Origin of the sequence: Streptomyces sp. HUAS ZL42, assembly GCF_040782645.1 — a bacterium.
Taxonomy (GTDB): Bacteria; Actinomycetota; Actinomycetes; order Streptomycetales; family Streptomycetaceae; genus Streptomyces.
Genome location: NZ_CP160403.1, coordinates 3,494,232 through 3,516,456 on the forward strand (window position 1 = coordinate 3,494,232; position 22,225 = coordinate 3,516,456).

The following is a 22,225-nucleotide window of genomic DNA, read 5'->3' on the forward strand; positions in this document are numbered from 1 at the left end:
CAGGAGCCCCGTGCCCCCCAATCGCGCCTCACGCACCGCCCCGGCCCTCGCCGCCGTCGCCCTGCTGGCGGCGGCGACCGCGGCCTGCGGTGACGCGGGCGGGCTCCGGGGCGCGGGGGCCACACCGACCGCGGTCGGTCCCGTCCGGCTCTGGCCGGACCTGCCGCCCGCCTCCAGCCCCGCCTTCGACATCGGCGAGGTGGACACCAAGGTCGTGAAGAACCTGAAGATCCCCGGCGACGACATACACGAGGTGGACCCGATCGCGGTCGTACGCGCCGAGATCGCCGCGAGTCCCGGCGACTACGGCGAGGGCGCCTACGACGAGACGGCACGGCGGATGCAGGACTGCGGAAAGGGCGATGACCGGAGCAGGTGCCCCGTCCTCACGCCGTACTACCGCGATCTGACCGGCGACGGGCACGACGAGCTGACGCTGGGCTTCCGGCAGCTGCCCGGCAACCTGACGGCGGTGCGTGTCTACACCGTCGAGAAGCACAGGCTCGTGCAGGTCATGGGATACGAGGACGCCGTGAGCGCGGTCGAGCTGGCCGGGCGTTCCGTGATCATCCGCTCGCCGTCCGAGGTCGCGGGGTACGAGTACCGGCTGCAGTGGACCTGGGACTCCGACCAGCACGCGATGCTGCTCACGAACGACGAGATGCTGCGCAGCGGCGGGCACAAGCACCACCCCGGCCCGTCCGCCTCCCCCTCCGCGAGCACCCGATGAGACGTCGGCGCGGGCCCTCCCTTCCCCAGTGGGCCGGGACGCTGGCCGTGAAGGCCGCGGTGTTCATCACCGTCATGTGCTGTGCGCTCGCCGCGCTGCTCGGCATCCTCGTGCACGTGTCGGTGACGAACCAGACCGTCGGCCAGGCCCGTGACCTCGCGCTGTCCCGGCTGACGGACGCGACGGCGGCGTTCGAGGCCGGGGACACGCTGCTGCCGGGTGCGGGCGTCGACCCCAAGGGGCTGCCCGCCTCGCTGCGGCGGCTCGCGGCGGCCGGGGAGCGCGGCACGATGGTCGCCGACCATCACGGGCGGCCGACGATGTGGGCGGCGGGGCCGGTCGACGGCGGTCGGGCCCTGGCCGTGGAGGTCGACTACGCGCAGCAGGCCCGCACCATCGAGGGGCTGGACCGGGCGATCCTGTGGTCCTCGGGGCTGGCGATCGGGGCGACGCTGCTGGTGGGGGCGTTCGCGGTGACCAGGGTGACCAGGCGGCTGAACCGGACGGCCCGGGTGGCCCGGCGGATCAGCGGCGGCGACCTGGACGCGCGGGTGAACGATCCGCGTACGAAGGATCCGACCCGCCCCCAGGACGAGGTGGCCGCGGTCGCCGCCGCGCTGGACGGCATGGCGGCGTCGCTGCAGAGCAAGCTGCTGAGCGAGCAGCGGTTCACCGCCGACGTGGCCCACGAGCTGCGCACCCCGCTGACCGGGCTGCACGCGGCGGCCGAGCTGCTGCCGCCGGGCCGGCCGACCGAGCTGGTGCGCGACCGGGTGGCCGCGCTGCGCACGCTCACCGAGGATCTGCTGGAGATCTCCCGCCTCGACACCGGGCGGGAGCGGCTCGACCTCGGCACCGAGCAGCTGGCGGCGCTGGCGGAACGGGTCGTGCGGGCCTCCGCGACCGACACGGAGGTCAGGATCGTACGGGACGCGCGCGTGGAGACCGACCGGCGGCGGCTCGAGCGTGTGCTGGGCAATCTCGTCGCCAACGCGCACGACCACGGGCGGGCGCCCGTGGTCCTGACGGTGGACGGTTCGGTGGTCACCGTACGGGACCACGGGGACGGCTATCCGGAGTACCTCGTGGCGCACGGGCCGCAGCGGTTCCGCACGGAGGGCGGGCCGAAGGGACACGGGCTGGGGCTGACGATCGCGGTGGGCCAGGCGGAGGTACTGGGCGCGCGGCTGGAGTTCGGCAACGCGGCGGAGGGCGGTGGCGCGGTGGCGACTCTGACGCTTCCTCAGACCCCTCCCGGCCGGGGCGGCCTCTCCGATGGCGCAGCGTGACGGGCGACCTCCAGGCACCGCTCCTAATGTGGCGAATAGTCAACTTCGCCCCGTTTACGGAGGTGCCTTCATGGCCCTGCGCTCCGCCCTCACCCGCCTCGCCATAGCCACCGCGGCCGGCGCCCTGGCCACCGCGGCCGCCGTGACGCCCGCCGCCGCCGACGACGACTGGGGGGACTCCTCCTCGTCCTCGAACTCGAACTCGAACTCGAGCCGTCCCGAGAACGGCAACTGGCAGAACGGCTCCTCCGGCCGCCCGAGCGGCGGCGACGGGGAGAGCGACTCCTCCTCGGGCCGCCCCAGCGGCGGCGACGGACAGGACACCTCCTCCACCGGCCGCCCCCAGAACGGCAACTGGGAGAACGGCTCCTCCTCGGGCCGCCCCAGCGGCGGCAACGGGGACAGCAACTCCACCTCAGGCCGCCCCAGCGGCGGCAACGGGGACAGCAACTCCACCTCGGGCCGCCCCAGCGGCGGCGACGGACAGGACACCTCCTCCACCGGCCGTCCCAGTGGCGGCGACGGGCAGGGCGGCTGGGGCGGGGGCCAGCAGAACAGCGACCAGCAGCTGTACCGGGGTGTCGTCACGGCGAGCACCCTGCTCCTGCGCAGCGCGCCGAACCGCGGCAGCCAGGTGATCCGGACCGCCCACCGGGGTGACATCGTCTCGATCTTCTGCAAGACCTCGGGCGAGAGCGTCGACGGCAACTCCCTCTGGTACCTCCTCACGGACGGCACCTGGGCGTGGGGCGCGGCCCGCTACATCGACAACCTCGGTCCGGCGCCACGCTGGTGCTGAATCCCCGAGGATCACAAGACGCACTATTTGGGTAAGTTCCGGACATGGTCAACGCCGGAACCACCGTGGCAGCGGCGGACGCGCCCGCTCCCGCGGTCCGTGTCCCCCGGCGCCGTGGCATCGAACTCTCCCTCATCGTCCTGGCAGTGCTGCTCTGCGTGTGCGGCTACTGCGCGGTCGGTCTCGCGAGGAACGGCACCGTCCCGCCCGGCGCCGCCGGTTACGGCGCCGGGCTCGGCGTGCTCGCGCTCCTCGCCCATCTCGCCGTACGCCTGCGCGCCCCGTACGCCGATCCGCTCCCGCTCCCGATCGGCGTGCTGCTCAACGGCCTGGGCCTGGTCCTCATCTACCGGCTCGACCTGGAGACGCCGGGCGACCGGGCGGCCCCCACCCAACTGGTGTGGTCCACGCTCGGCGTGGCCCTGTTCATCGTGGTCGTCGCCGCCCTGCGCGACCACCGAGTGCTTCAGCGGTACGCGTACGTCTGCGTCGTCGCCGCGCTGATCCTGCTCATCCTGCCGATCTTCTTCCCGTCCGTGAACGGTGCCCGCATCTGGATCCGGATCGCCGGATTCTCCATCCAGCCTGGCGAGTTCGCGAAGGTGCTGCTCGCGGTCTTCTTCGCCGCGTACCTGGCGGCCAACCGCAACGCGCTGGCGTACACGGGCCGCCGCGTCTGGAGACTGCAGTTCCCCACCGGGCGCGTTCTCGGCCCGATCGTCGCCGTCTGGCTGGTGAGCGTCGGCGTCCTTGTCCTGGAGCGGGACCTCGGTACCTCGCTGCTCTTCTTCGGCCTGTTCGTCGTCCTGTTGTACGTCGCCACCGGCCGCACCGGCTGGATCGCGGTCGGCCTGCTGCTGGCCGCTCTCGGCGCTGTCGCCGTCGGCCGCTTCGAACCGCATGTGCACGGCAGGATCGAGGACTGGCTGCACCCGTTCGCGTCGATCGAGGCGGGCCGGGGCCCCAACCAGCTCGCCCAGTCCCTGTTCGCCTTCGCGGCGGGCGGCATGCTCGGCACGGGCCTGGGCCTCGGTCACTCGGTCCTCATCGGCTTCGCCGTGAAGTCGGACTTCATCCTGGCGACGGCGGGCGAGGAGCTGGGTCTGGCGGGCCTGTCCGCGATCTTCCTGCTGTACGGACTGCTGGTGGAGCGCGGCTACCGGGCCGGCCTCGCCCTGCGCGACCCCTTCGGCCGGCTGCTCGCGGTCGGGCTCGCCTCGATCGTGGCGCTCCAGGTGTTCGTGATCGCGGGCGGGGTGACGGGGCTGATCCCGCTGACCGGCATGGCCATGCCGTTCCTGGCCCAGGGCGGCTCGTCCGTCGTCACCAACTGGGCGATCGTGGCGCTGCTGATCCGGATGAGCGACGCGGCACGGCGTCCGTACGACGGTGAGGCGACGGCGTGAGACGCGAGGAGGCTCCTTGACCCGGCACATCCGGCACGCGGCCGTGTTCTGCGCCCTGCTGCTCGCCGCGCTCCTGGTGAACGCCGCGCGCGTCCAGGTCGTCGAAGGCCCGTCCTACGACGCCAACCCGGCCAACCGCCGCGGGACCATCGCCCGTTACGCCCAGCCGCGCGGCGACATCCTGGTCGGCGGCGAGGCGGTCACCGGCTCCCGGGACACCGGCGAGCACCTCCGCTACGAACGCACGTACACCGACGGCCCGTTGTACGCGCCCGTCACCGGCTTCGCCTCGCAGGTGTACGGGACGACGCTCCTGGAGGACACCGACGACGACGTCCTCTCCGGCACCCATCCACTGCTCTCGCCGTTCCCCCTGTGGAACGACTTCACCCACGCCCAAAACCCCGGCGGCCACGTCGTGACGACCCTCGACCGGTCCGCGCAGCAGGCGGCGTACGACGGACTGGACGGCCGGAAGGGAGCGGTGGCCGCTCTGGAGCCGGCGACGGGGAGGATCCTGGCGCTGGTGTCGTCCCCGTCGTACGACCCGGCCGAGCTGTCCGGGAACGGCACGGCGGTGGCCCGGGCCTGGGCGCGGCTGAACGGTGACCCGAACAGGCCGATGCTCAACCGCGCGGTACGGCAGACGTATCCGCCGGGTTCGACGTTCAAGGTGGTCACCGCGGCGGCGGCGCTGGACGCGGGCGTGATCACGGACGTCGACGCGCCGACGGACTCTCCGGACCCGTACCGGCTGCCAGGGACCACGACCTCGCTGACGAACGAGTCCGACGGGTGTGCGGACGCCTCCCTGCGGGCCGCGTTCGAGTGGTCGTGCAACACGGTGTTCGCGAAGCTGGGTGTGGACGTGGGGGTGGCGGACATGGCGGCCACGGCGGCGGGCTTCGGTTTCAACGACGGCGACATCGAGGTCCCGTTCCCGGTGGCGCCGAGCACTTTCGACACGACGGTGGACAGGGCACAGCTGGCCCTCTCCTCCATCGGGCAGTACAACACGCGGGCCACTCCGCTGCAGATGGCGATGGTCGCGGCGGCCGTCGCGAACGGCGGCCGGCTGCGGGCGCCGTACCTGGTGGAGCGGACCACGCGGGCGGGCGGGTCCACGGTGTCCACGGCCGGCCCGCGCCCCGAACGTCAGGTGATGCGGCCGGCGACCGCGGTGCGCATGCGGGAGCTGATGACCGACGTGGTGAACGAGGGCACCGGCACCAACGCCGCGATCCCCGGCGCCACCGTCGGAGGCAAGACCGGCACCGCCCAGCACGGCATCGGCAACGCCGGCACGCCGTACGCCTGGTTCGTGGGCTGGGCACGGGACGACTACGACCTGGAGCCGAGGGTCGCGGTCGCCGTGGTGGTGGAGGACGCGTCGGCCGACCGGGAGGACATCAGCGGCAACGGGGTGGCGGCGCCGATCGCGCGGGCGGTGATGGAGGCCGTCCTGAACTCACCCTCCTACCGAGGCCGTTGAGGAGTCGGGCTGGTGGACGAGGACGGCCGGCAGCGCCACGTACGCCGTGACGCCCGCGCCCTGGGTGGGTCGCAGTTCGACATGGGCGCCGAGCCGGGCGGCGAGCGCGCCGACGACATGATGGCCGAGGAACCGGGTCGGCGCGGTGAGCAGGGAGTCGCCCCTGCCGGAGAGCAGGGCGTTGGCCTCCGTCATGCGCTCGGCGGTCATGCCCATGCCCTGGTCGACGACGGCGAGGCAGTACTCGCCGCCGTCCCGCCAGCCGTAGATCTGGACGGGCTGCTGGGGCGGGCTGAACATGAGCGCGTTCTCCACCAACTCGGCGAGGAGGTGGGAGAGTTCGGCGACGCAGTGGCCACGCACACGGCACGGTTCGACGTCTGTGACGGCGACGCGCTGGTACTGCTCGACCTCGGCGACGGCCGACTGCACCACCTCGTGCACGCCGACCGTGCCGCGCCAGGTACGGGCGGGTGACTCCTCGCCGGCCAGGACCAGCAGGGACTCGGCGTTGCGGCGCATACGGGTGGCCAGGTGGTCGAGTTCGAACAGCTCGGCGAGCGAGTCGGGGTCCAGCTCCTGGCTCTCCAGAGTGGTGATGAGGCCGAGCTGCCGGTTGAGGAGGGCCTGGTTGCGGCGGCCGAGGCTGGCGAGCGACTCGGTGCTGTTGCGGCGCAGGACGGCCTGTTCGGCGGCGAGCCCGACAGCGGTGTGCTCCACGTTGCGCAGGGCGGCGGCGAGGCGGCTGATCTCCCGTGCGCCGCCCGGGAGTTCGCGCCTGCCTTGCTCGGCGGGCGGCGAGGTGTCGGGGTCGGCCTCCTGGATGCGCCGGACGGCGTCGGGCAGCCGGGTGCCCGCGACCTCGTCCGCCTCGTCGGCGAGGGCTCCCAGGGGGCGGGTGATGGAGCGGGCGGAGACGACGGCGAGCGCGGCGGCCACGCCGACGATCAGCAGACCGAGGGCGAGGAAGCCCCCGAGCTGCCAGGTGGCCGCGGAACCGGCGTCCTCGGCACGTGCCCGCACATCGTCGCCGACCCGTTTCTGCACGTCGTGCAGGTCGTCGACGAGGGCCGTCATGTCGGCCCACCAGCGGGCGGGGGCGACGGAGAGACCGGAGCCGTCGGCACCGCGCTCGGCCTGGGTCTCGTAGGACGTGACCCGGCGGGCGGCGGCCGTTTTGAAGGCGGCGTCGAGGGCGGACTCCTCTTCACCGGAGGCGAGTTGGCGGAACTGTCCGAGGGCGGCCACCCGGGCGGCCCGGATCTCGGTGAAGTCGAGGTACTCGCCGGAGTGGAAGCGCCCCGCGGCGAACACGCCGTTGAGGGAGCCGCGTTCCAGTGCGACGGCCTCCGTGGCGCGGGCCAGGGCCTGAAGGGCCTGCGCGCCCTGGGCGATCCGGCGGTCGCCGTCGGGGGCGCCCGCGGACTCGGCGTCGATGAGGGCGGTGACGGCCTTGGTGTAGGTGCGCAGGGTGGTGGTGCGGTCGGCGGTGCCGGCGTCGACGCCGGTGCGGACCGGGATGAGGGCGGCGAGCGGGACTTCGGCGGCGTGCAGGGCGGAGACGGCGGCTTGGGGCAGGTCGCCGCGCTTGTCGTCGAGCGCCGCCTTGAACTCCGTTCGGGCGTCGTCGGTCCGCTCGCGCTGGGTGCGCACGTCGTCCCGGTACTCCTCGGCGCCGCCCAGCAGCCCGCTGGTGAGCCCGCGTTCGCGCTGCACCTCCCGTACGAGGCTCTGCACGCGCAGCAGGACGTCGACGTGCGCCTCCGTCTGCTGCGCGGCGGACCAGTCGGCGGCGCGGTCGGCGACGCCGAGCCCGGTCAGGGCGAGCAGGAGGCAGGTCGGGACGGCCAGGACAATGGCCATGCGGCCGCGGATGGAGTTCCAGCCGGGCAGAGCAGGCAGCCGTAAGGTGGTCGGTAGATTCCCCGTCATGCCCCGCAAGGCTACGGACGGAGCGGTCAGGGCACGGTTTCCCTTCCGTAAGGCGGTAGTTCACAGGTACTCACCGGCTTCGCGGCCACGCTGTGAGAGGCGGACATTGCTCACGTGCTGAGACGGGGGCTGGGATCGCCTCGCCTCCCGACCTATCGTTCGGTCCATGACTTCAGCCGCCGCGTACGAACTCGCCCAGGTCAACATCGCCCGCCTCAAGGCCCCGCTGGATTCCCCGCAGTTGAAGGACTTCGTCGACAACCTCGACCCCGTGAACGCTGACGCCGACGCCGCCGAGGGTTTCGTCTGGCGCCTCCAGAGCGACTCCGGCGACGCGACGGACATCGCCGTCTTCGGCGACGAATGGCTGATCATCAACATGTCGGTGTGGCGCGACACCGACGCCCTGACGGCGTACATGTACCAGGGCAGGCACAGGGAGATGCTCGCCCGCCGGCGTGAGTGGTTCGAGCGGGTGCAGGAGGCGATGGCGACCCTGTGGTGGGTACCGGCGGGCCACCGCCCGACGGTGGCGGAGGCGGAGTCCCGACTCCTGCACCTGCGCACGAACGGCCCGACACCGTACGCCTTCACCCTGCGGACGTCCTTCCCGCCGGGAGCGGCGGAGCCGGTCGTCGGGGAGGTTCCCGAGGGGCTGGGCTGCTCGGTGTAGCGGCGGCAGGATCGTCCGGGCACTGCGTCAGGAGCCGCCCGCGCCCGCCTCGATGGCCTCCTCCACCTCCGCGACCCGCTCCCGTTCCTCCGCCGCGAAGCGCTCCTCGTCGAGCTTCTCGGCGATCTCCTCGTCCTGGGCCATCAGCAGGTCGAGGTTCGAGTCGCCCATCTCGAAGACGCCCATGTCGACATAGGCCTGCTGGAGGCGTTTGCCCCACAGGCCGATGTCCTTGACGCACGGCACGATGCGGGAGAAGAGCAACTGCCGGAAGAGCGCCAGGAATTCGGACTTCTCGCTGTACTCCTCGGCCTCCGCCTTCGGGATGCCGAAGTTCTCCAGGACCTCCACTCCGCGCAGCCGGTCCCGCATCAGGTAGCAGCCCTCGATGACGAACTCCTCGCGTTCGCGGAGTTCGGCGTCCGTGAGTTGCCGGTAGTAGTCGCGCAGCGCCATCCGGCCGAAGGCGACGTGGCGTGCCTCGTCCTGCATCACGTACGCCAGGATCTGCTTGGGCAGCGGCTTGTCGGTGGTGTCGCGGATCATGCCGAAGGCCGCCAGGGCCAGTCCCTCGATCAGGACCTGCATGCCCAGATACGGCATGTCCCAGCGGCTGTCACGCAGGGTGTCGCCGAGGAGGGACTGGAGGTTGTCGTTGATCGGGTACAGCATGCCGATCTTCTCGTGGAGGAAGCGGCCGTAGATCTCCGCGTGCCGGGCCTCGTCCATCGTCTGGGTCGCCGAGTAGAACTTCGCGTCCAGGTCGGGCACCGACTCCACGATCCGCGCCGCACAGATCATCGCGCCCTGCTCGCCGTGCAGGAACTGGCTGAACTGCCACGACGCGTAGTGCTTGCGCAGTTCGCCCTTGTCCTTGTCGGTGAGTTTCGCCCAGTGCTTGGTGCCGTAGAGCGACATCGACTCGTCGGGAGTGCCGAGCGGGTCGTACGGATCGACCTCGAGGTCCCAGTCGATGCGCTTCTGGCCGTCCCACTGCTTGTCCTTGCCCTTCTGGTAGAGGGCGAGGAGGCGTTCGCGGCCGTCGTCGTACTCCCAGCCGAAGCGGGCCGCGCCGGTGGCCGGCACCTGCCAGTGAGGGTCTCCCGGGTCCTTGGCGTACAGGTCGTATGTCGGCATGTTCCGCAGGCTCACACGTGCTAGACGCCGAGTCAACAAGAAGTGTGCGCGAGGGATTGACGTGCTTGCTGACAGGCAGTCTCATAAGTGCATGACGACCCTGACGGAAGCAGACGCGGTCGCGGGGCTGCGCGACGCGCTCGGCCTGCTCAAGGACAGGGAGCAGGTGGCCCAGCGGCTGCTCGACTCCTCCGCCAAGCACTCCTTCGACCCGGACGAGGAACTGGACTGGGACGCGCCCTTCGAGGAGGGCAAGTGGTTCTGGCCGCCGGAACTGGTGTCGCTGTACGACACGCCGATGTGGAGGCGGATGGGCGAGGAGCAGCGGATCCTGCTCTCGCAGCACGAGGCCGCGGCGCTCGCCTCGCTCGGGATCTGGTTCGAGATCATCCTGATGCAGCTGCTCGTACGGCACATCTACGACAAGGCGGCGACGAGCGCGCATGTGCGGTACGCGCTGACCGAGATCGAGGACGAGTGCCGGCACTCGAAGATGTTCGCGCGGCTCATCTCGCACGGCGGCACGCCCTGGTATCCGGTGAGCCGGGTCCACCAGAACATGGGGCGGCTGTTCAAGACGATCTCCACCACGCCCGGGTCCTTCACGGCCACGCTGCTCGGTGAGGAGGTCCTCGACTGGATGCAGCGGCTGACGTTCCCCGACGAGCGGGTGCAGACCCTCGTCCGGGGGGTGACGCGCATCCATGTCGTGGAGGAGGCGCGGCATGTGCGGTACGCGCGGGAGGAGCTGCGGCGGCAGATGGTGACGGCGCCGAGGTGGTCGCAGGAGTTCACGCGGGTCACCTCCGGTGAGTTCGCGCGGGTGTTCTCGGTCGCCTTCGTGAATCCCGAGGTGTACACGAACGTGGGACTCGACAAGCGGGAGGCCGTGGCCCAGGTGAAGGCGAGCGGGCATCGGCGGGAGGTCATGCAGACGGGGGCGAAGCGGCTGACGGACTTCCTGGACGACATCGGGGTGCTGCGGGGCGTGGGGCGGCGGTTGTGGAGGTCGTCCGGTTTGCTGGCGTAGGGGGCGGCGACCGCCCGCAACTGGGGACATAACGATTACGCTGCACGTCATGACCCCCTCCGCGCCCGCCTACCGCCGCCTCAGCGTCGAGGAGCGCCGCAGTCAGCTGCTCGACGCCGCGCTGTCCCTGTTCGCGCACCGCGCGCCCGAGGACGTGTCCCTGGACGACGTGGCGGAGGCGGCCGGAGTGTCGCGGCCGCTGGTGTACCGGTACTTCCCCGGCGGGAAACAGCAGCTGTACGAGGCCGCCCTCAGGTCCGCCGCCGACGAGCTCCAGCAGTGCTTCGACGAGCCCTGCGAGGGCCCGCTCCTGCCCCGCCTGTCCCGCGCCCTCGACCGCTACCTCGCCTTCGTGGACGAGCACGACGCCGGCTTCAGCGCCCTGCTGCAGGGCGGGAGCGTCGTGGAGACGTCGCGTACGACCGCCATCGTGGACGGCGTACGACGGGCCGCCGCGGAGCACATCCTCAGCCATCTGCAGGTCACGCGGCCCGGACTGCGGCTGCGGATGACCGTGCGGATGTGGATCACGGCGGTCGAGGCGGCCTCGCTGATCTGGCTCGACGAGGGCAAGCAGCCGCCCGCGGACGAACTGCGGGACTGGCTCGTGGAGCAGTTCGTGGCCGTGCTGTCGGTGACCGCGGGGCGCGATCCGCAGACCGCGGCGCTGGTCCGCGTCATCGAGGCGGATGCCTGAGACTGGTGCCGTGAAGAGCGAAGACACCCCCTTCGAGGGCGGGCCCATGGACGGGCGGGTACTGCCCGTACTGGTGGGGCCCACGGGGCATCCGCCGAAGATCTACCGGATTCCCGTCCCGGACCCGGCCGGCGGACCGCCCACCGTGCTCGTCTACCGGCGCGTGCCCCGGGGGTACAGCAAGAGGCTCGGACTGACACAGGGGTGGAAGTACGAGTACGACCCCGAGGGCAAGGGCGGCGGGCCGAAGTGGCCCTGGTCCAAGCCGGGAACCCGGCCCGGCGCCACGCCGGGCGGCGGGCCGGACGACGCCGACGGGTGACGGGATTGCGCCGAACCGCGCACACCCCGCGCGCGGACTCCTCGCGGACGTCCGATGCTCACGGTGCGGAGCGGAAGGGCCGCCCCGCACCGGAGGTGATGTCGTGTCAGGAAGGGTGCTGTGTCTGGTCTGTACGGCCGCGGTGGCCGCGCAGATCGTCCTGGCCCCCGGCGCCGCCGGGGACGTACCGCAACCGCCGGAACCCGGGACACGGTCCGTGGCCGACCTGCTGACAGACCTTCAGCGGCGCTACGGAGAGGTCGAACGGGCCACCGAGAGCTACCACGCGACCGAGCGGAAGCTGACGGAGCAGCGCGCCGAGGTCGGCCGGCTGGACCGGGCGCTCGCCCGGGCCCGGCTCTCGCTGCACGACAGCCGCCGGGCGGCGGGCAAGCTGGCCCGGCAGCAGTACCAGAGCAGCACCGACATCTCCCCGTACGTACGGCTGCTCCTTGCCCACGACCCGCAACACGCCCTCGAACAGGGGCATGTGATCGGGCAGTTGGCGCAGGAGCGGGCCGAGACGGTGGGGCGGCTGGCGGGCAACGAGAAGAGGGCCGCCGCACTGGCCCGCGCCGCACGCCGGGCGCTCGACGAACAGCTCACCCTCACCGAGCGACGGGAGAAGCAGCGGGAGGATCTGCGGAAGCGGCTGCACGACATCGAGGGGCTGCTCGCCTCACTCGGCACCCAGCAACTGGCCGCCCTCGGTGAGTTCGAGAAGAACGGGAGGACGACCGGCCCCGGCAGCGATCAGGCCCCGGCCACAGAAGCGAGGTAGGCCCCGGTCTTCTCAGGCTCGTAGAAGAAATTCTCGAAGTCCGCGGGATCGTTGAACCCGTTCGCGAACCGATCGGCGACCGGCTGGAGCTGACCCGCAGCACCGATCAGGTTGAGGATGTGCTCCGGCGGCGGAGCCAGCATCGCGTTGGTCCACTTGGTGACGTGCTGAGCGGTGTCCCAGTACCGGTCGAAGGTGGCCAGCATCCACTCCTCGTCGAACTCCTTCTCACCCTGCTCGAGGATCGAGGCGAGATACGAAGCCGCGCACTTGGACGCCGAGTTGGAGCCCTGGCCGGTGATCGGGTCGTTGGCCACCACCACGTCGGCCACGCCGAGGACGAGCCCGCCGCCCGGAAGGCGGCCGATCGGGTTGCGGACCGTGGGGGCGTAGCGGCCGCTCAGCACGCCGCCCGCGTCGGTCAGTTCCACCTTCGTGGCCCGCGCGTACTCCCAGGGCGTGAACTTCTCCATGAGTGCCAGGGTCAGGGAGAGGTGCTCCGCCGGGTCCTTGACGCCGTTGAAGACGTCGAGCGGGCCGCCGGGTATGCCCTCCCAGAACAGGATGTCGGCGCGACCGGAGTTCGTCAGCGTCGGCATGATGAACAGCTCGCCGACGCCGGGGACCAGGTTGCAGCGGACCGCGTCGAACTCCGGGTGCTCCGGGCGGGGCCCCAGACCGTGGACGTACGAGACGGCGAGCGCGCGCTGCGGCTCGCTGTAGGGGGACCTCTCCGGGTCCCGGGCGAACATGGAGACCAGCTCGCCCTTCCCCGCCGAGACCAGCACCAGGTCGTACGTACGGGAGAAGTAGTCGAGGTCGGAGACCGCCGCGCCGTGGATGACCAGCTGCCCCCCGCGCTGCGCGAACGTCTCCATCCAGCCGGCCATCTTCACCCGCTGGTCCACCGACTGGGCGTACCCGTCGAGTCTGCCCACCCAGTCGATGATGCGCTGGGTCGGACCGGGGTCGTGCGAGCCGGGGGCGGCGACCGAGACGCCGAGGCCCTCGATCTTCGGGGCCTGGGACTCCCAGAAGTTCAGCTGGAGGTCACGCTCGTGCTGCAGCGCCGTGTGGAACATGCACTGCGTCGACATGACCCGGCCGGAGCGGATCTCGTCCGCCGTCCGGTTGGACATCAGGGTGACCTCGTACCCGTGCGACTGGAGGCCGAGGGCGAGCTGGAGTCCGGACTGGCCGGCTCCGACGACGAGTATCTTCCGCATGCGGGTGGTGTCTCCTAAAGGGGGATCACTCGGATCACTCGGATCACTCTGGGGTTTCGTCGAGCGCGTGTCCGACGAGGGACAGGAGGGTCTCGATGACCGAGATCCGGCGGCGCGCGTCCATGATCATGACAGGTATGTGTGCGGGGATCGTCAGCGCCTCCCGCACGTCCTCCGGTTCGAACAGCTCGCTGCCGTCGAAGTGGTTGACCGCGACGACGTACGGCATTCCGCAGCTCTCGAAGTAGTCGAGCGCCGGGAAACAGTCCTTCAGACGGCGGGTGTCGGCCAGCACGACCGCGCCGATCGCGCCGCGCACCAGGTCGTCCCACATGAACCAGAACCGCTGCTGGCCCGGCGTACCGAACAGGTACAGCACCAGGTCGTCGTCGAGCGTGATGCGGCCGAAGTCCATGGCCACGGTGGTGGTGAGCTTGCCGGGCGTGGCGGTGAGGTCGTCGGTCTCCTCGCTCGCCTCGGTCATCAGCGCCTCGGTCTGCAGGGGCGTGATCTCCGAGACGGCGGTGACCAGCGTGGTCTTCCCGACGCCGAAACCGCCGGCCACGACTATCTTCGTGGCTATCGGCGCTCGGGTGCGGTCCGTCTGCCAGGACTTCAGGTTCTCGTCGGCCTCGGCGGAGCCGACGAGGGGAGCGACGCCGGGAGCGGCGTCAGAGACGACGGAGTCCACTCAGCACCCTTTCCAGCAGAGCGCGGTCCGGGCGACCGGTGCCGTGACCGGTGCCGGTTCCGTACACACGGATCTTTCCCTGGTCCGCGAGGTCGCTCAGGAGCACGCGGACCACGCCGAGCGGCATCCTCAGCAGCGCGGCGATCTCGGCCACCGTGCGCATACGGCGGCACAGTTCGACGATGGCCCGCATCTCCGGCATGACCCGGGTGGAGAGCGAACCCTTCGTCAGTTCCCTGCGCTCCTCAGGGGCCTCCAGAGCCGCCACGAACGTCTCCACGAGGAGCACGTGACCGAAGCGGGTACGGCCGCCGGTGAGCGAGTAGGGGCGGACGCGGGCGGGCTTGCGGTCGCCGCCCCGGACCGGGAGCTTCTGGTTCTGGTGCCGGATCGGCTGCTTGTTCTGCGCGCGGCTCATCGGGCGCTCCCCGTCGACTCGGACTCCAGGGATTTTCGGAGCTCACTGCGGAGTTCGGGGGTCAGGACGTGACCGGCGCGGCCCACGAAGAGGGCCATGTGGTACGCCACCACGCTCATGTCGCAGTCCGCGGAGCCGTGCACGCCGAGCAGTGAGCCGTCGCTGATCGACATCACGAAGAGGCTGCCCTCGTCCATCGCGATCATCGTGTGCTTCACCCCGCCGAACTCCATGAGCTTGGCGGCTCCGATGGTGAGGCTGCCGATGCCCGAGACGATCGTCGCGAGGTCGGCGGAGGAGCCGCGCGGGCCGGTGGGGCGGTCGTTCCTCGAATGCCTCGCCTCGGCGTTCCGACCGGCGTCCGAGGAGAGCAGCAGCAGGCCGTCGGAGGAGACCACCGCGACCGACTGGATGCCCGGGACCTCCTCGACGAGATTCGTCAGCAGCCAGTGCAGGTTACGGGCCTCACTGCTCAGTCCGAAGGTTCCGAAGGTACTGGGCGCGGTCAACTGCTTGCCTCCTCGACTGTGCCCCCCGTGGCTTCTTCGGCATCTGCGGTTCCTGCGGACGGCGCCGGGTTCTGGGCCGTCTGTTCGGCGATCTCTGCTTCGACGTCGCGGCGTCCGGCTTCCGCCCCCCGGTGGAAGCCGCCGAGGCGGCGCCTGAGCGCTTCGGCGTCTACGGATCGTGTGCGCTGCCGTGGGGCGGCGATCGGTTCGGTGATCTTCGGGGTGCGCTTGGGGAGGCCCTTGTCCGTGACGCGTTCCTCGGGTTCGTCGGGAACGCGCTCGTGGACCGCCTCGGCTTCGCCCTCGGCGGATTCGTTCCCACCTGCACCACCCGTACCACCATCGTCGTCGGGTGCGAGTGGCCCCCGTGGGGTGTTCTCGCCGCCGGCGGCCGCGGGTTCGCCGCTCGCCTGGGCCGGGATCAGGAGTTCCATCGTGGTCTCGGCCGGGCTCTCCGGCACGGGCTCCGGCCTCTCCCGTACGGCCTCCTCGGGCTCCCGCTGCGCCGGTAGGGCCGCCTCTGCCTTCTCCGGCTCCGCATGCTCCCGTACCGCCCTCTCCGCCAGCGTCACCAGCGGGTCGGTGGACGTGGAGCGGCCGTGCAGGACGTTGGAGTTGGCCTCCGCGTCCGCACCCGGGAGGGAGAAGGCGTGGGTCGTGTCGGCCGGATGCGTGGACGCCGGGACCGCGGCGGGTGTGGCGGCGGCCAGCAGGGGCCGGGGCAGGACGACGACCGCGGCCACACCGCCCTGCTTCTGCTCGCGCAGCTGGACGCGCACGCCGTGCCGGTGGGCGAGGCGGGCGACGACGTACAGGCCGAGGCCGAGACCCTCGTCGCCCTCCTGGTCGTACGGGGTGGCGGGGTCGAAGTCGGCGAGGCGGGCGTTGAGGCGGGCCATCCGCTCGCCCGTCATGCCGATGCCCTCGTCCTGGACGGAGAGCATGACCTCGCCGTTCTCCAGCAGCCAGCCGGAGACCTCGACGGGCATGTCCGGCGGGGAGAACGACGTGGCGTTCTCCATGAGTTCGGCGAGCAGGTGGGAGAGGTCGTCGGCGGCGAAGCCCGCCACATGCGCGTGCGGGGGCAGCGCGGAGATGCGGACGCGCTCGTAGCGTTCGATCTCGCTGACCGCCGCGCGGACCACGTCCACCAGCGGGACGGGCCCGGCGTGATGCTGGACGTGTTCCGTGCCGGACAGGACGAGGAGGTTCTCGCTGTGCCGGCGCATGACCGTGGCGAAGTGGTCGAGCTTGAAGAGCGTGGCCAGGCGGTCGGGGTCCTGCTCGCGCTCCTCCAGGGCCTCGATGACGCCGAGTTGGCGCTCGACGAGGCCGAGGGTGCGCAGGGAGAGGTTGACGAAGGTGGAACCGATGCTGCCGCGCAGCCGCTCCAGCTGGGCGGCGGAGTCGGCGAGTTCGGCGCGCAGTTCCTCGCGGGCGTCGGCCATCTTCTGGCGCTGGCCGACGAGGTGCTTGCGGTCGGCCTCCAGGGTGGTGATGCGCTCGTGGAGGGCGGCGGCGTGCTCGTGCAGGGTGTTGACGGAGCGGACGACCTGGGCGAACTCGTCGTTGCGGCCGGTGAACCTCACCGGCTCCTCCGCCGCCGGGGCCTCCGCCTGCGCCAGCCGGGCCGAGCCGAGGCGCAGGACGGCCAGCGGGCGGGTGAGGGTGCGGGCCATGGCCGTGGCGATGCCGACCGCCAGCAGCATCAGGGCGCCCAGCACCGCGACGCGGACCTCCAGCGCGGTGACGTCGTCGTCGCGGAGCCGCTCGAGGTCCTCGGTGCGGTGCTCGTAGAGGGAGGACTCCACACCGCGCATGAGGTCGACCCGGGCCGACAGGGCGGCGTCCAGCTTCTTGGCGCTGGTGCCGAGTTCACGGTCGGAGAGCTCCGGCTCGTCGGTGAGGGAGGCGAGGTACGTGTCGGCGGCTTCGACGTCGTTGCCGGTGACCGTGGAGTCGTACGACGTCACGGCCGCCTCGGGCGCGGTCTCGCGGAAGTCGGCGAGGGCGGCGTCGGAGCGCACGCGGGCCTGCTGGGCGGCGGTGGTCAGCTCGTCGCGCTGCTTGGTGTCGGCCTTGGAGGAGACGACCTCGGTGCTGGTCACGCCGGTGATCGGGTCGACCACCGTCTCCTCGCTCGTCGGCACGTTCAGGGCCGCGAGGAGCAGGCCGCGGGCCGCGGCGGCCTGCTGGACGGCCGTGTCGAGCTCGGCGAGGGCGTACGCTCCGGAGCCCGCGCTCGGCGGCATCTGCTCCGCCAGCTTCCCGGCGAGGCGGTGGAGCTCGCCGATGGCGGCGGAGTAGGCCTGGTGCGTCGCGAGGGCCGAGCTCTTGCCCGTGAGGGCCGCCCGGCGCACGGTCGCGATGCCGTCGAGGTCGGTGCGGAGCGAGGCGGGCGTGTCCGTGTCGGCGCGCAGCTCCTCCACCTGCCGGTCGACGCGGGCGCTGCGCTGCTCGGAGGGCGCCTGGGACTTGTCGCGGCCGGCGGCGACGTAGGAGGTGACCTCGTCGCGTTCGTCGGCGAGCGAGTGGGCGAGCGCGAGCGCGTCCTGGGTCTGCCCGGCGAGCGTCACCAGGTCCTGGGAGTCCTTGAGCTGACCGGAGGCGGCCAGGACCGAGGGGGCTCCGGCCCCCGCGATGGCGGCGGCCACGACGGCGACCGCGACGATCAGCCTGTTGCGTACGTGGGTGGGGCGGCCCTTGCCGACAGGGGTGCGCTCCGCGCCCCCTTCGGAGGCCGCCTGCTTGCCTGTGCGCCGAGGCCGCGTCTTCTGCACCGGTGCTCGCATTCCTGACTCGTGTACCCATGGGCCCGGGTGACGCTCCGTCAACTGGCGCGTACAACCGGTACGGTTCCAGACCCTCCCAGTGCCGGTGGGCAGTGGTCGCGCATCACCTGACCCGCCACCTGAAGGAGTGAACATCGGAGGGGAGTTGACGGGCAAGTTTCCCTGACGCGTGCAGCGACCCTCTCCGGCGGGCCGGTTGGACGTGGGCCACGGCCGGTGGCAGGATTCGCCACCACGCCTTCCCGGAGCACAGCATTCCACCCCAAACCAGGCTCCTGACCTGCGTCGGCGCATCGATCCTGCGATGGATGCCAGCCTTCTGCGGACCTTGTGAAAGGCTCGTGCAGACTGGCCGAATGCGTACGGAACTTGTGTCGGAGCCCGGCGACCGGGAGCGCCCCAACGAGGACTTCGCGAGTGTCGGAGTTCCGGCCTGCGGACAGGGCGGTTCGCTCGTCGTCCTGGACGGCGTCACGCCCCCGCCCGGCGGAACGGGCTGTCTGCATTCGGTCCCCTGGTACACGGCACGCCTCGGCGGGGCACTGACCGAACTGACCGTTTCGCTCATGGATGTCCCCCTGTCCGACGCCCTTGCCCGCGCCATCGCGCGTACCTCCGAAGCGCATGCACAGACCTGTGACCTTTCTCACCCGCGCACACCACAGGCGACAGTGGTCCTCGCCCGCTGGTCCCCGGAGACGATCGAGTACCTGGTCCTCTCCGACTCGGCCCTGCTCCTGGAGTGCTTCGACGGCCGGGTCGTGCCCGTACTCGACGACCGCCTCTCCCGCCTCCCGCGCTCGGCCCTGGCGACGGACGCGCTGGTGGACGGGAACCTGCGCAACAAGGAGGGCGGCTTCTTCACCGCGGCCGCGGATCCGGCGGTGGCCGGGCGGGCCGTGACCGGCGTCCTGCCCCGCGGCGACGTCCGCGCGCTCGCCGCCCTCACGGACGGCGCCACGCGCTGGACGGAGAAGTTCCGGGAGGGCGGCTGGACGGACCTGTTCACCTTCGTCCGCAAGGAGGGTCCCCGGGCCCTGGTGGACCGGGTACGGGCCCTGGAGCTGGCCGACACCGAGGAGCGCGCGTTCCTGGGCCGGAGCAAGACCCACGACGACGCGACGGTGGTGTACGTGGAGCTGTGACGCCCCCGGGGGGCTATTTCTCCATGCCCCGGTTCAGCTGGTTGAGCAACCGGGCCAGTTCCGCGACCTCGCCCCGGTCCCAGTGCGAGAGCTGGCTGACGTACCGCGCCCGGCGCGCCTCACGGACCTTGCTCACCCGGCTGCGGCCCTCCTCGGTCACGTCCACCAGCCAGGCCCGCCCGTCGGCGGGGTCCGGTTCGCGGGTCACCAGACCGAGCTGCTCCAGGGCGCGCAGCTGCCGGGACATGGTGGCCTTGCCGACGCCGATGTAGGCGGCGAGCTCGGTGGCGCGCTGGCGGCCGCACTCCTCCAGCCGTACCAGCAGTCCGTACGCGGCGGGCTCCAGGTCGGGATGGACCTCGCGCGCCATCTCTCCCTGGTTCGCCCGGGCGCGCCGCAGCAGCACCGTCAGCTCGCGCTCCAGGGACAGGAACTCCCGGTCCTCACCGCTGCGCGGCGCCTCGGAAGGTGCGACCCGGTGTCCGTCGCCGTTTCCGTCCTCGTGCACGTCAGCACCCCTGATCCGCGTCTCTGAACCGTTCTGCCGGACTCCGTCGTCGCCGCGGCTCCGTAAGTATTTCGCAGGCTCAGACCAATGGCACGCGGGTGACCGTGCGCATGGTGAAGGCCCGGGCCTCCCTCACGGGGCCCGGGCCTTCCCTGATCCGATCGCGTCCGTCACGCCGCGACCGGAACCTCCGGCTCCGCACCGTTCGTGGCCGGCGTCAGCGCCAGCTCCAGGACCTGACGGACATCCGTGACGGCGTGGACCTCGAGCTTGTCCAGCACCTCGGCCGGGACGTCGTCCAGGTCGGGCTCGTTGCGCTTGGGGATGATCACGGTGGTGACCCCGGCCCGGTGCGCGGCGAGCAGCTTCTGCTTCACACCGCCGATGGGCAGGACACGGCCGGTCAGCGAGACCTCGCCGGTCATCGCCACGTCCGTGCGGACCAGTCGCCCGGACAGGAGCGACGCCAGGGCCGTCGTCATCGTGATGCCCGCGCTCGGGCCGTCCTTCGGGACCGCGCCCGCCGGGAAGTGGATGTGCGCACCCCGGTCCTTCAGGTCGCCCACGGGCAGCTCCAGCTCGGCGCCGTGGCTGCGCAGGAAGCTCAGCGCGATCTGCGCCGACTCCTTCATCACGTCACCCAGCTGACCGGTGAGGGTCAGGCCCGCCGCGCCCGTCTCGGGGTCCGCGAGGGAGGCCTCGACGAACAGGACGTCGCCGCCCGCTCCGGTGACCGCGAGGCCGGTCGCGACACCGGGCACGGAGGTGCGGCGCTCGGCCGGGTCCTGGGCGGACTCCGGCACGTGGTGCGGCCGGCCGATCAGCCCGCGCAGATCGCCCTCGCCGATGGTGAACGGCAGCGTCCGCTCGCCCAGCTCGTGCTGGGCCGCGACCTTGCGCAGCAGCCGCGCGACGGACCGCTCCAGGGTGCGGACGCCCGCCTCGCGGGTGTACTCACCGGCGAGCTTGCGCAGCGCGCCCTCGTCGATGACGACCTCGTCCTTGTTCAGGCCCGCCCGCTCCAGCTGGCGCGGGAGCAGGTGGTCACGGGCGATGACGATCTTCTCGTCCTCGGTGTAGCCGTCGAGGCGGACCAGCTCCATGCGGTCGAGCAGGGCCTCCGGGATGGCCTCCAGGACGTTGGCCGTCGCCAGGAACACGACGTCGGACAGGTCGAGTTCGACCTCCAGGTAGTGGTCGCGGAAGGTGTGGTTCTGCGCCGGGTCCAGCACTTCGAGCAGCGCGGCCGCCGGGTCGCCGCGGAAGTCGGAGCCCACCTTGTCGATCTCGTCGAGCAGGACGACCGGGTTCATCGAACCGGCCTCCTTGATCGCGCGGACGATCCGGCCGGGCAGCGCGCCCACGTACGTGCGGCGGTGACCGCGGATCTCCGCCTCGTCGCGGACGCCGCCGAGGGCGACGCGGACGAACTTGCGGCCCATGGCGTGCGCGACGGACTCGCCGAGGCTGGTCTTGCCGACGCCTGGCGGGCCGACGAGGGCGAGCACGGCACCCCCGCGCCGGCCGCCGACGACACCCAGGCCGCGGTCGGTACGGCGCTTGCGCACCGCCAGGTACTCGGTGATCCGCTCCTTCACGTCCTCCAGGCCGGCGTGCTCGGCGTCGAGGATCGCCTTGGCGCCCTGGATGTCGTACGCGTCCTCGGTCCGCTCGTTCCACGGGAGTTCGAGGACCGTGTCGAGCCAGGTGCGGATCCAGGAACCCTCGGGCGACTGGTCCGAGGACCGCTCCAGCTTGTCGACCTCCTTGAGGGCGGCCTCGCGGACCTTCTCGGGGAGGTCGGCGGCCTCCACGCGGGCGCGGTAGTCGTCGGACTCCTCGCCTTCCGTCTCGCCGTTCAGCTCGCGCAGTTCCTTGCGGACGGCCTCGAGCTGGCGGCGGAGCAGGAACTCGCGCTGCTGCTTGTCGACGCCCTCCTGGACGTCCTTGGCGATGGTCTCGGCCACGTCCTGTTCGGCGAGGTGGTCGCGCAGCTGCTGGGTCGCGAGCTTCAGGCGGGCGACCGGGTCGGCGGTCTCGAGGAGCTCCACCTTCTGCTCGGTGGTCAGGAAGGGCGAGTAACCGGAGTTGTCGGCCAGGGCGGAGACGTCGTCGATGGCCTGGACGCGGTCCACGACCTGCCAGGCACCGCGCTTGCGCAACCAGGCGGTGGCAAGTGCCTTGTACTCCTTGACCAGTTCGGTGACGTGTCCGGGCAGCGGCTCGGGAACCGTCTCCTCGATCCGCGCGCCCTCGACCCACAGTGCCGCACCCGGCCCGGTGGTGCCCGCGCCGATCTTCATACGGCCGCGGCCGCGGATCAGGGCGCCCGGGTCACCGTCGGCCAGCCGGCCCACCTGCTCGACCGTGCCGAGCACACCGGTGCTCGCGTACGTCCCGTCGATGCGCGGAACCAGAAGGACCCTCGGCTTTCCGGGCTGCGAACGTGCGGCGGCCTGGGCGGCCTCCACCGCTGCGCGTACGTCGGCGTCGTTCAGGTCCAGCGGAACCACCATCCCGGGCAGCACGACCTCGTCGTCGAGCGGCAGCACAGGCAGGGTGAGCGGTGTGGACGTCGAAGCCATGATCTCCCCTTCGGCAGTCAAGTTGAGTTATGCCGACTCAATGCGCGGGCGACTTCGAATGTT

General features: G+C 71.5%; 19 protein-coding genes and 1 pseudogene. 11 read left to right on the forward strand and 9 right to left on the reverse strand.

The window, feature by feature from the left end:
* The first annotated feature begins 10 nt into the window (after positions 1-10).
* From ABZO29_RS15870 to ABZO29_RS15890, 5 genes are all read left to right on the forward strand, one after another.
* Positions 11-730 carry a hypothetical protein gene (locus ABZO29_RS15870; RefSeq protein ID WP_367320838.1) on the forward strand — a complete coding sequence of 240 codons (720 nt, stop codon included), beginning with the start codon at positions 11-13 and terminating at the stop codon, positions 728-730.
* Positions 727-2,019 (forward strand): ATP-binding protein, encoded by a 1,293-nt coding sequence (locus tag ABZO29_RS15875; protein WP_367320839.1) that lies wholly within the window; start codon positions 727-729, stop codon positions 2,017-2,019. Before ABZO29_RS15870 ends, ABZO29_RS15875 begins: the two co-directional genes overlap by 4 nt.
* A gap of 70 nt (positions 2,020-2,089) precedes the next feature.
* Positions 2,090-2,818 carry an SH3 domain-containing protein gene (locus ABZO29_RS15880; RefSeq protein WP_367320840.1) on the forward strand — a complete coding sequence of 243 codons (729 nt, stop codon included), beginning with the start codon at positions 2,090-2,092 and terminating at the stop codon, positions 2,816-2,818.
* A 44-nt stretch (positions 2,819-2,862) separates the two neighbouring features.
* Positions 2,863-4,224, forward strand: coding sequence for an FtsW/RodA/SpoVE family cell cycle protein (locus ABZO29_RS15885; RefSeq protein ID WP_367320841.1), 1,362 nt, complete (start codon positions 2,863-2,865; stop codon positions 4,222-4,224).
* A gap of 16 nt (positions 4,225-4,240) precedes the next feature.
* Positions 4,241-5,716, forward strand: a complete 1,476-nt coding sequence (locus ABZO29_RS15890; protein WP_367320842.1) for a penicillin-binding transpeptidase domain-containing protein — start codon at positions 4,241-4,243, stop codon at positions 5,714-5,716.
* On the opposite strand, the gene ABZO29_RS15895 is transcribed toward ABZO29_RS15890, so the two are convergent.
* Positions 5,693-7,648 carry a nitrate- and nitrite sensing domain-containing protein gene (locus tag ABZO29_RS15895; protein ID WP_367320843.1) on the reverse strand — a complete coding sequence of 652 codons (1,956 nt, stop codon included), beginning with the start codon at positions 7,646-7,648 and terminating at the stop codon, positions 5,693-5,695. The genes ABZO29_RS15890 and ABZO29_RS15895 overlap by 24 nt on opposite strands.
* Before the next feature lie 166 nt (positions 7,649-7,814).
* On the opposite strand from ABZO29_RS15895, the gene ABZO29_RS15900 reads away from it, so the two are divergent.
* The gene (locus ABZO29_RS15900) at positions 7,815-8,321 is read left to right on the forward strand and encodes a DUF3291 domain-containing protein (protein WP_367320844.1); all 507 of its coding nucleotides are present in this window, start codon (positions 7,815-7,817) and stop codon (positions 8,319-8,321) included.
* A 27-nt stretch (positions 8,322-8,348) separates the two neighbouring features.
* Here the strand turns inward: ABZO29_RS15900 and ABZO29_RS15905 are convergent, their stop codons facing one another.
* Positions 8,349-9,458 carry a ferritin-like domain-containing protein gene (locus ABZO29_RS15905; protein ID WP_367320845.1) on the reverse strand — a complete coding sequence of 370 codons (1,110 nt, stop codon included), beginning with the start codon at positions 9,456-9,458 and terminating at the stop codon, positions 8,349-8,351.
* A gap of 91 nt (positions 9,459-9,549) precedes the next feature.
* Between ABZO29_RS15905 and ABZO29_RS15910 the strand changes: the two genes are divergently transcribed.
* The 4 genes and pseudogenes from ABZO29_RS15910 to ABZO29_RS15925 all read left to right on the forward strand — a co-directional run.
* Positions 9,550-10,488: a diiron oxygenase gene (locus ABZO29_RS15910; RefSeq protein ID WP_367320846.1), complete on the forward strand. Its 939-nt coding sequence runs from the start codon at positions 9,550-9,552 to the stop codon at positions 10,486-10,488.
* A 49-nt stretch (positions 10,489-10,537) separates the two neighbouring features.
* Positions 10,538-11,185: a TetR/AcrR family transcriptional regulator gene (locus ABZO29_RS15915; protein WP_367320847.1), complete on the forward strand. Its 648-nt coding sequence runs from the start codon at positions 10,538-10,540 to the stop codon at positions 11,183-11,185.
* A 10-nt stretch (positions 11,186-11,195) separates the two neighbouring features.
* Positions 11,196-11,507, forward strand: coding sequence for a hypothetical protein (locus tag ABZO29_RS15920; protein WP_367320848.1), 312 nt, complete (start codon positions 11,196-11,198; stop codon positions 11,505-11,507).
* 103 nt (positions 11,508-11,610) lie between these two features.
* Positions 11,611-12,237 (forward strand): annotated as a pseudogene (locus tag ABZO29_RS15925) (coiled-coil domain-containing protein); the annotation flags it as partial.
* Between the two features lie 23 nt (positions 12,238-12,260).
* On the opposite strand, the gene ABZO29_RS15930 reads toward ABZO29_RS15925, so the two are convergent.
* The 5 genes from ABZO29_RS15930 to ABZO29_RS15950 are packed head-to-tail and all read right to left on the reverse strand — an operon-like array spanning position 12,261 to position 17,912.
* Positions 12,261-13,514 (reverse strand): styrene monooxygenase/indole monooxygenase family protein, encoded by a 1,254-nt coding sequence (locus ABZO29_RS15930; protein WP_367320849.1) that lies wholly within the window; start codon positions 13,512-13,514, stop codon positions 12,261-12,263.
* Positions 13,515-13,557: 43 nt separating this feature from the next.
* On the reverse strand, positions 13,558-14,205 hold the full coding sequence (locus ABZO29_RS15935) for an ATP/GTP-binding protein (protein ID WP_367320850.1): 648 nt from the start codon (positions 14,203-14,205) through the stop codon (positions 13,558-13,560).
* The gene (locus tag ABZO29_RS15940; RefSeq protein ID WP_367320851.1) at positions 14,186-14,623 is read right to left on the reverse strand and encodes a DUF742 domain-containing protein; all 438 of its coding nucleotides are present in this window, start codon (positions 14,621-14,623) and stop codon (positions 14,186-14,188) included. Before ABZO29_RS15940 ends, ABZO29_RS15935 begins: the two co-directional genes overlap by 20 nt.
* Complete coding sequence (locus ABZO29_RS15945; RefSeq protein ID WP_367320852.1) at positions 14,620-15,132, reverse strand: roadblock/LC7 domain-containing protein; 513 nt, start codon at positions 15,130-15,132, stop codon at positions 14,620-14,622. The genes ABZO29_RS15940 and ABZO29_RS15945 overlap by 4 nt, the downstream gene beginning before the upstream one ends.
* Positions 15,129-17,912, reverse strand: a complete 2,784-nt coding sequence (locus ABZO29_RS15950; protein WP_367320853.1) for a nitrate- and nitrite sensing domain-containing protein — start codon at positions 17,910-17,912, stop codon at positions 15,129-15,131. The genes ABZO29_RS15945 and ABZO29_RS15950 overlap by 4 nt, the downstream gene beginning before the upstream one ends.
* Before the next feature lie 368 nt (positions 17,913-18,280).
* Here ABZO29_RS15950 and ABZO29_RS15955 point away from each other — a divergent pair, with 368 nt between their 5' ends.
* A complete protein-coding gene (locus ABZO29_RS15955) occupies positions 18,281-19,069 on the forward strand; it encodes a protein phosphatase 2C domain-containing protein (protein WP_367320854.1) in 789 nt (262 codons plus the stop codon).
* 13 nt (positions 19,070-19,082) lie between these two features.
* On the opposite strand, the gene ABZO29_RS15960 is transcribed toward ABZO29_RS15955, so the two are convergent.
* Positions 19,083-19,577 (reverse strand): MarR family winged helix-turn-helix transcriptional regulator, encoded by a 495-nt coding sequence (locus ABZO29_RS15960; protein ID WP_367320855.1) that lies wholly within the window; start codon positions 19,575-19,577, stop codon positions 19,083-19,085.
* A 170-nt stretch (positions 19,578-19,747) separates the two neighbouring features.
* Positions 19,748-22,162, reverse strand: coding sequence for an endopeptidase La (lon, locus tag ABZO29_RS15965; protein WP_367320856.1), 2,415 nt, complete (start codon positions 22,160-22,162; stop codon positions 19,748-19,750).
* Between the last annotated feature and the right edge of the window lie 63 nt (positions 22,163-22,225).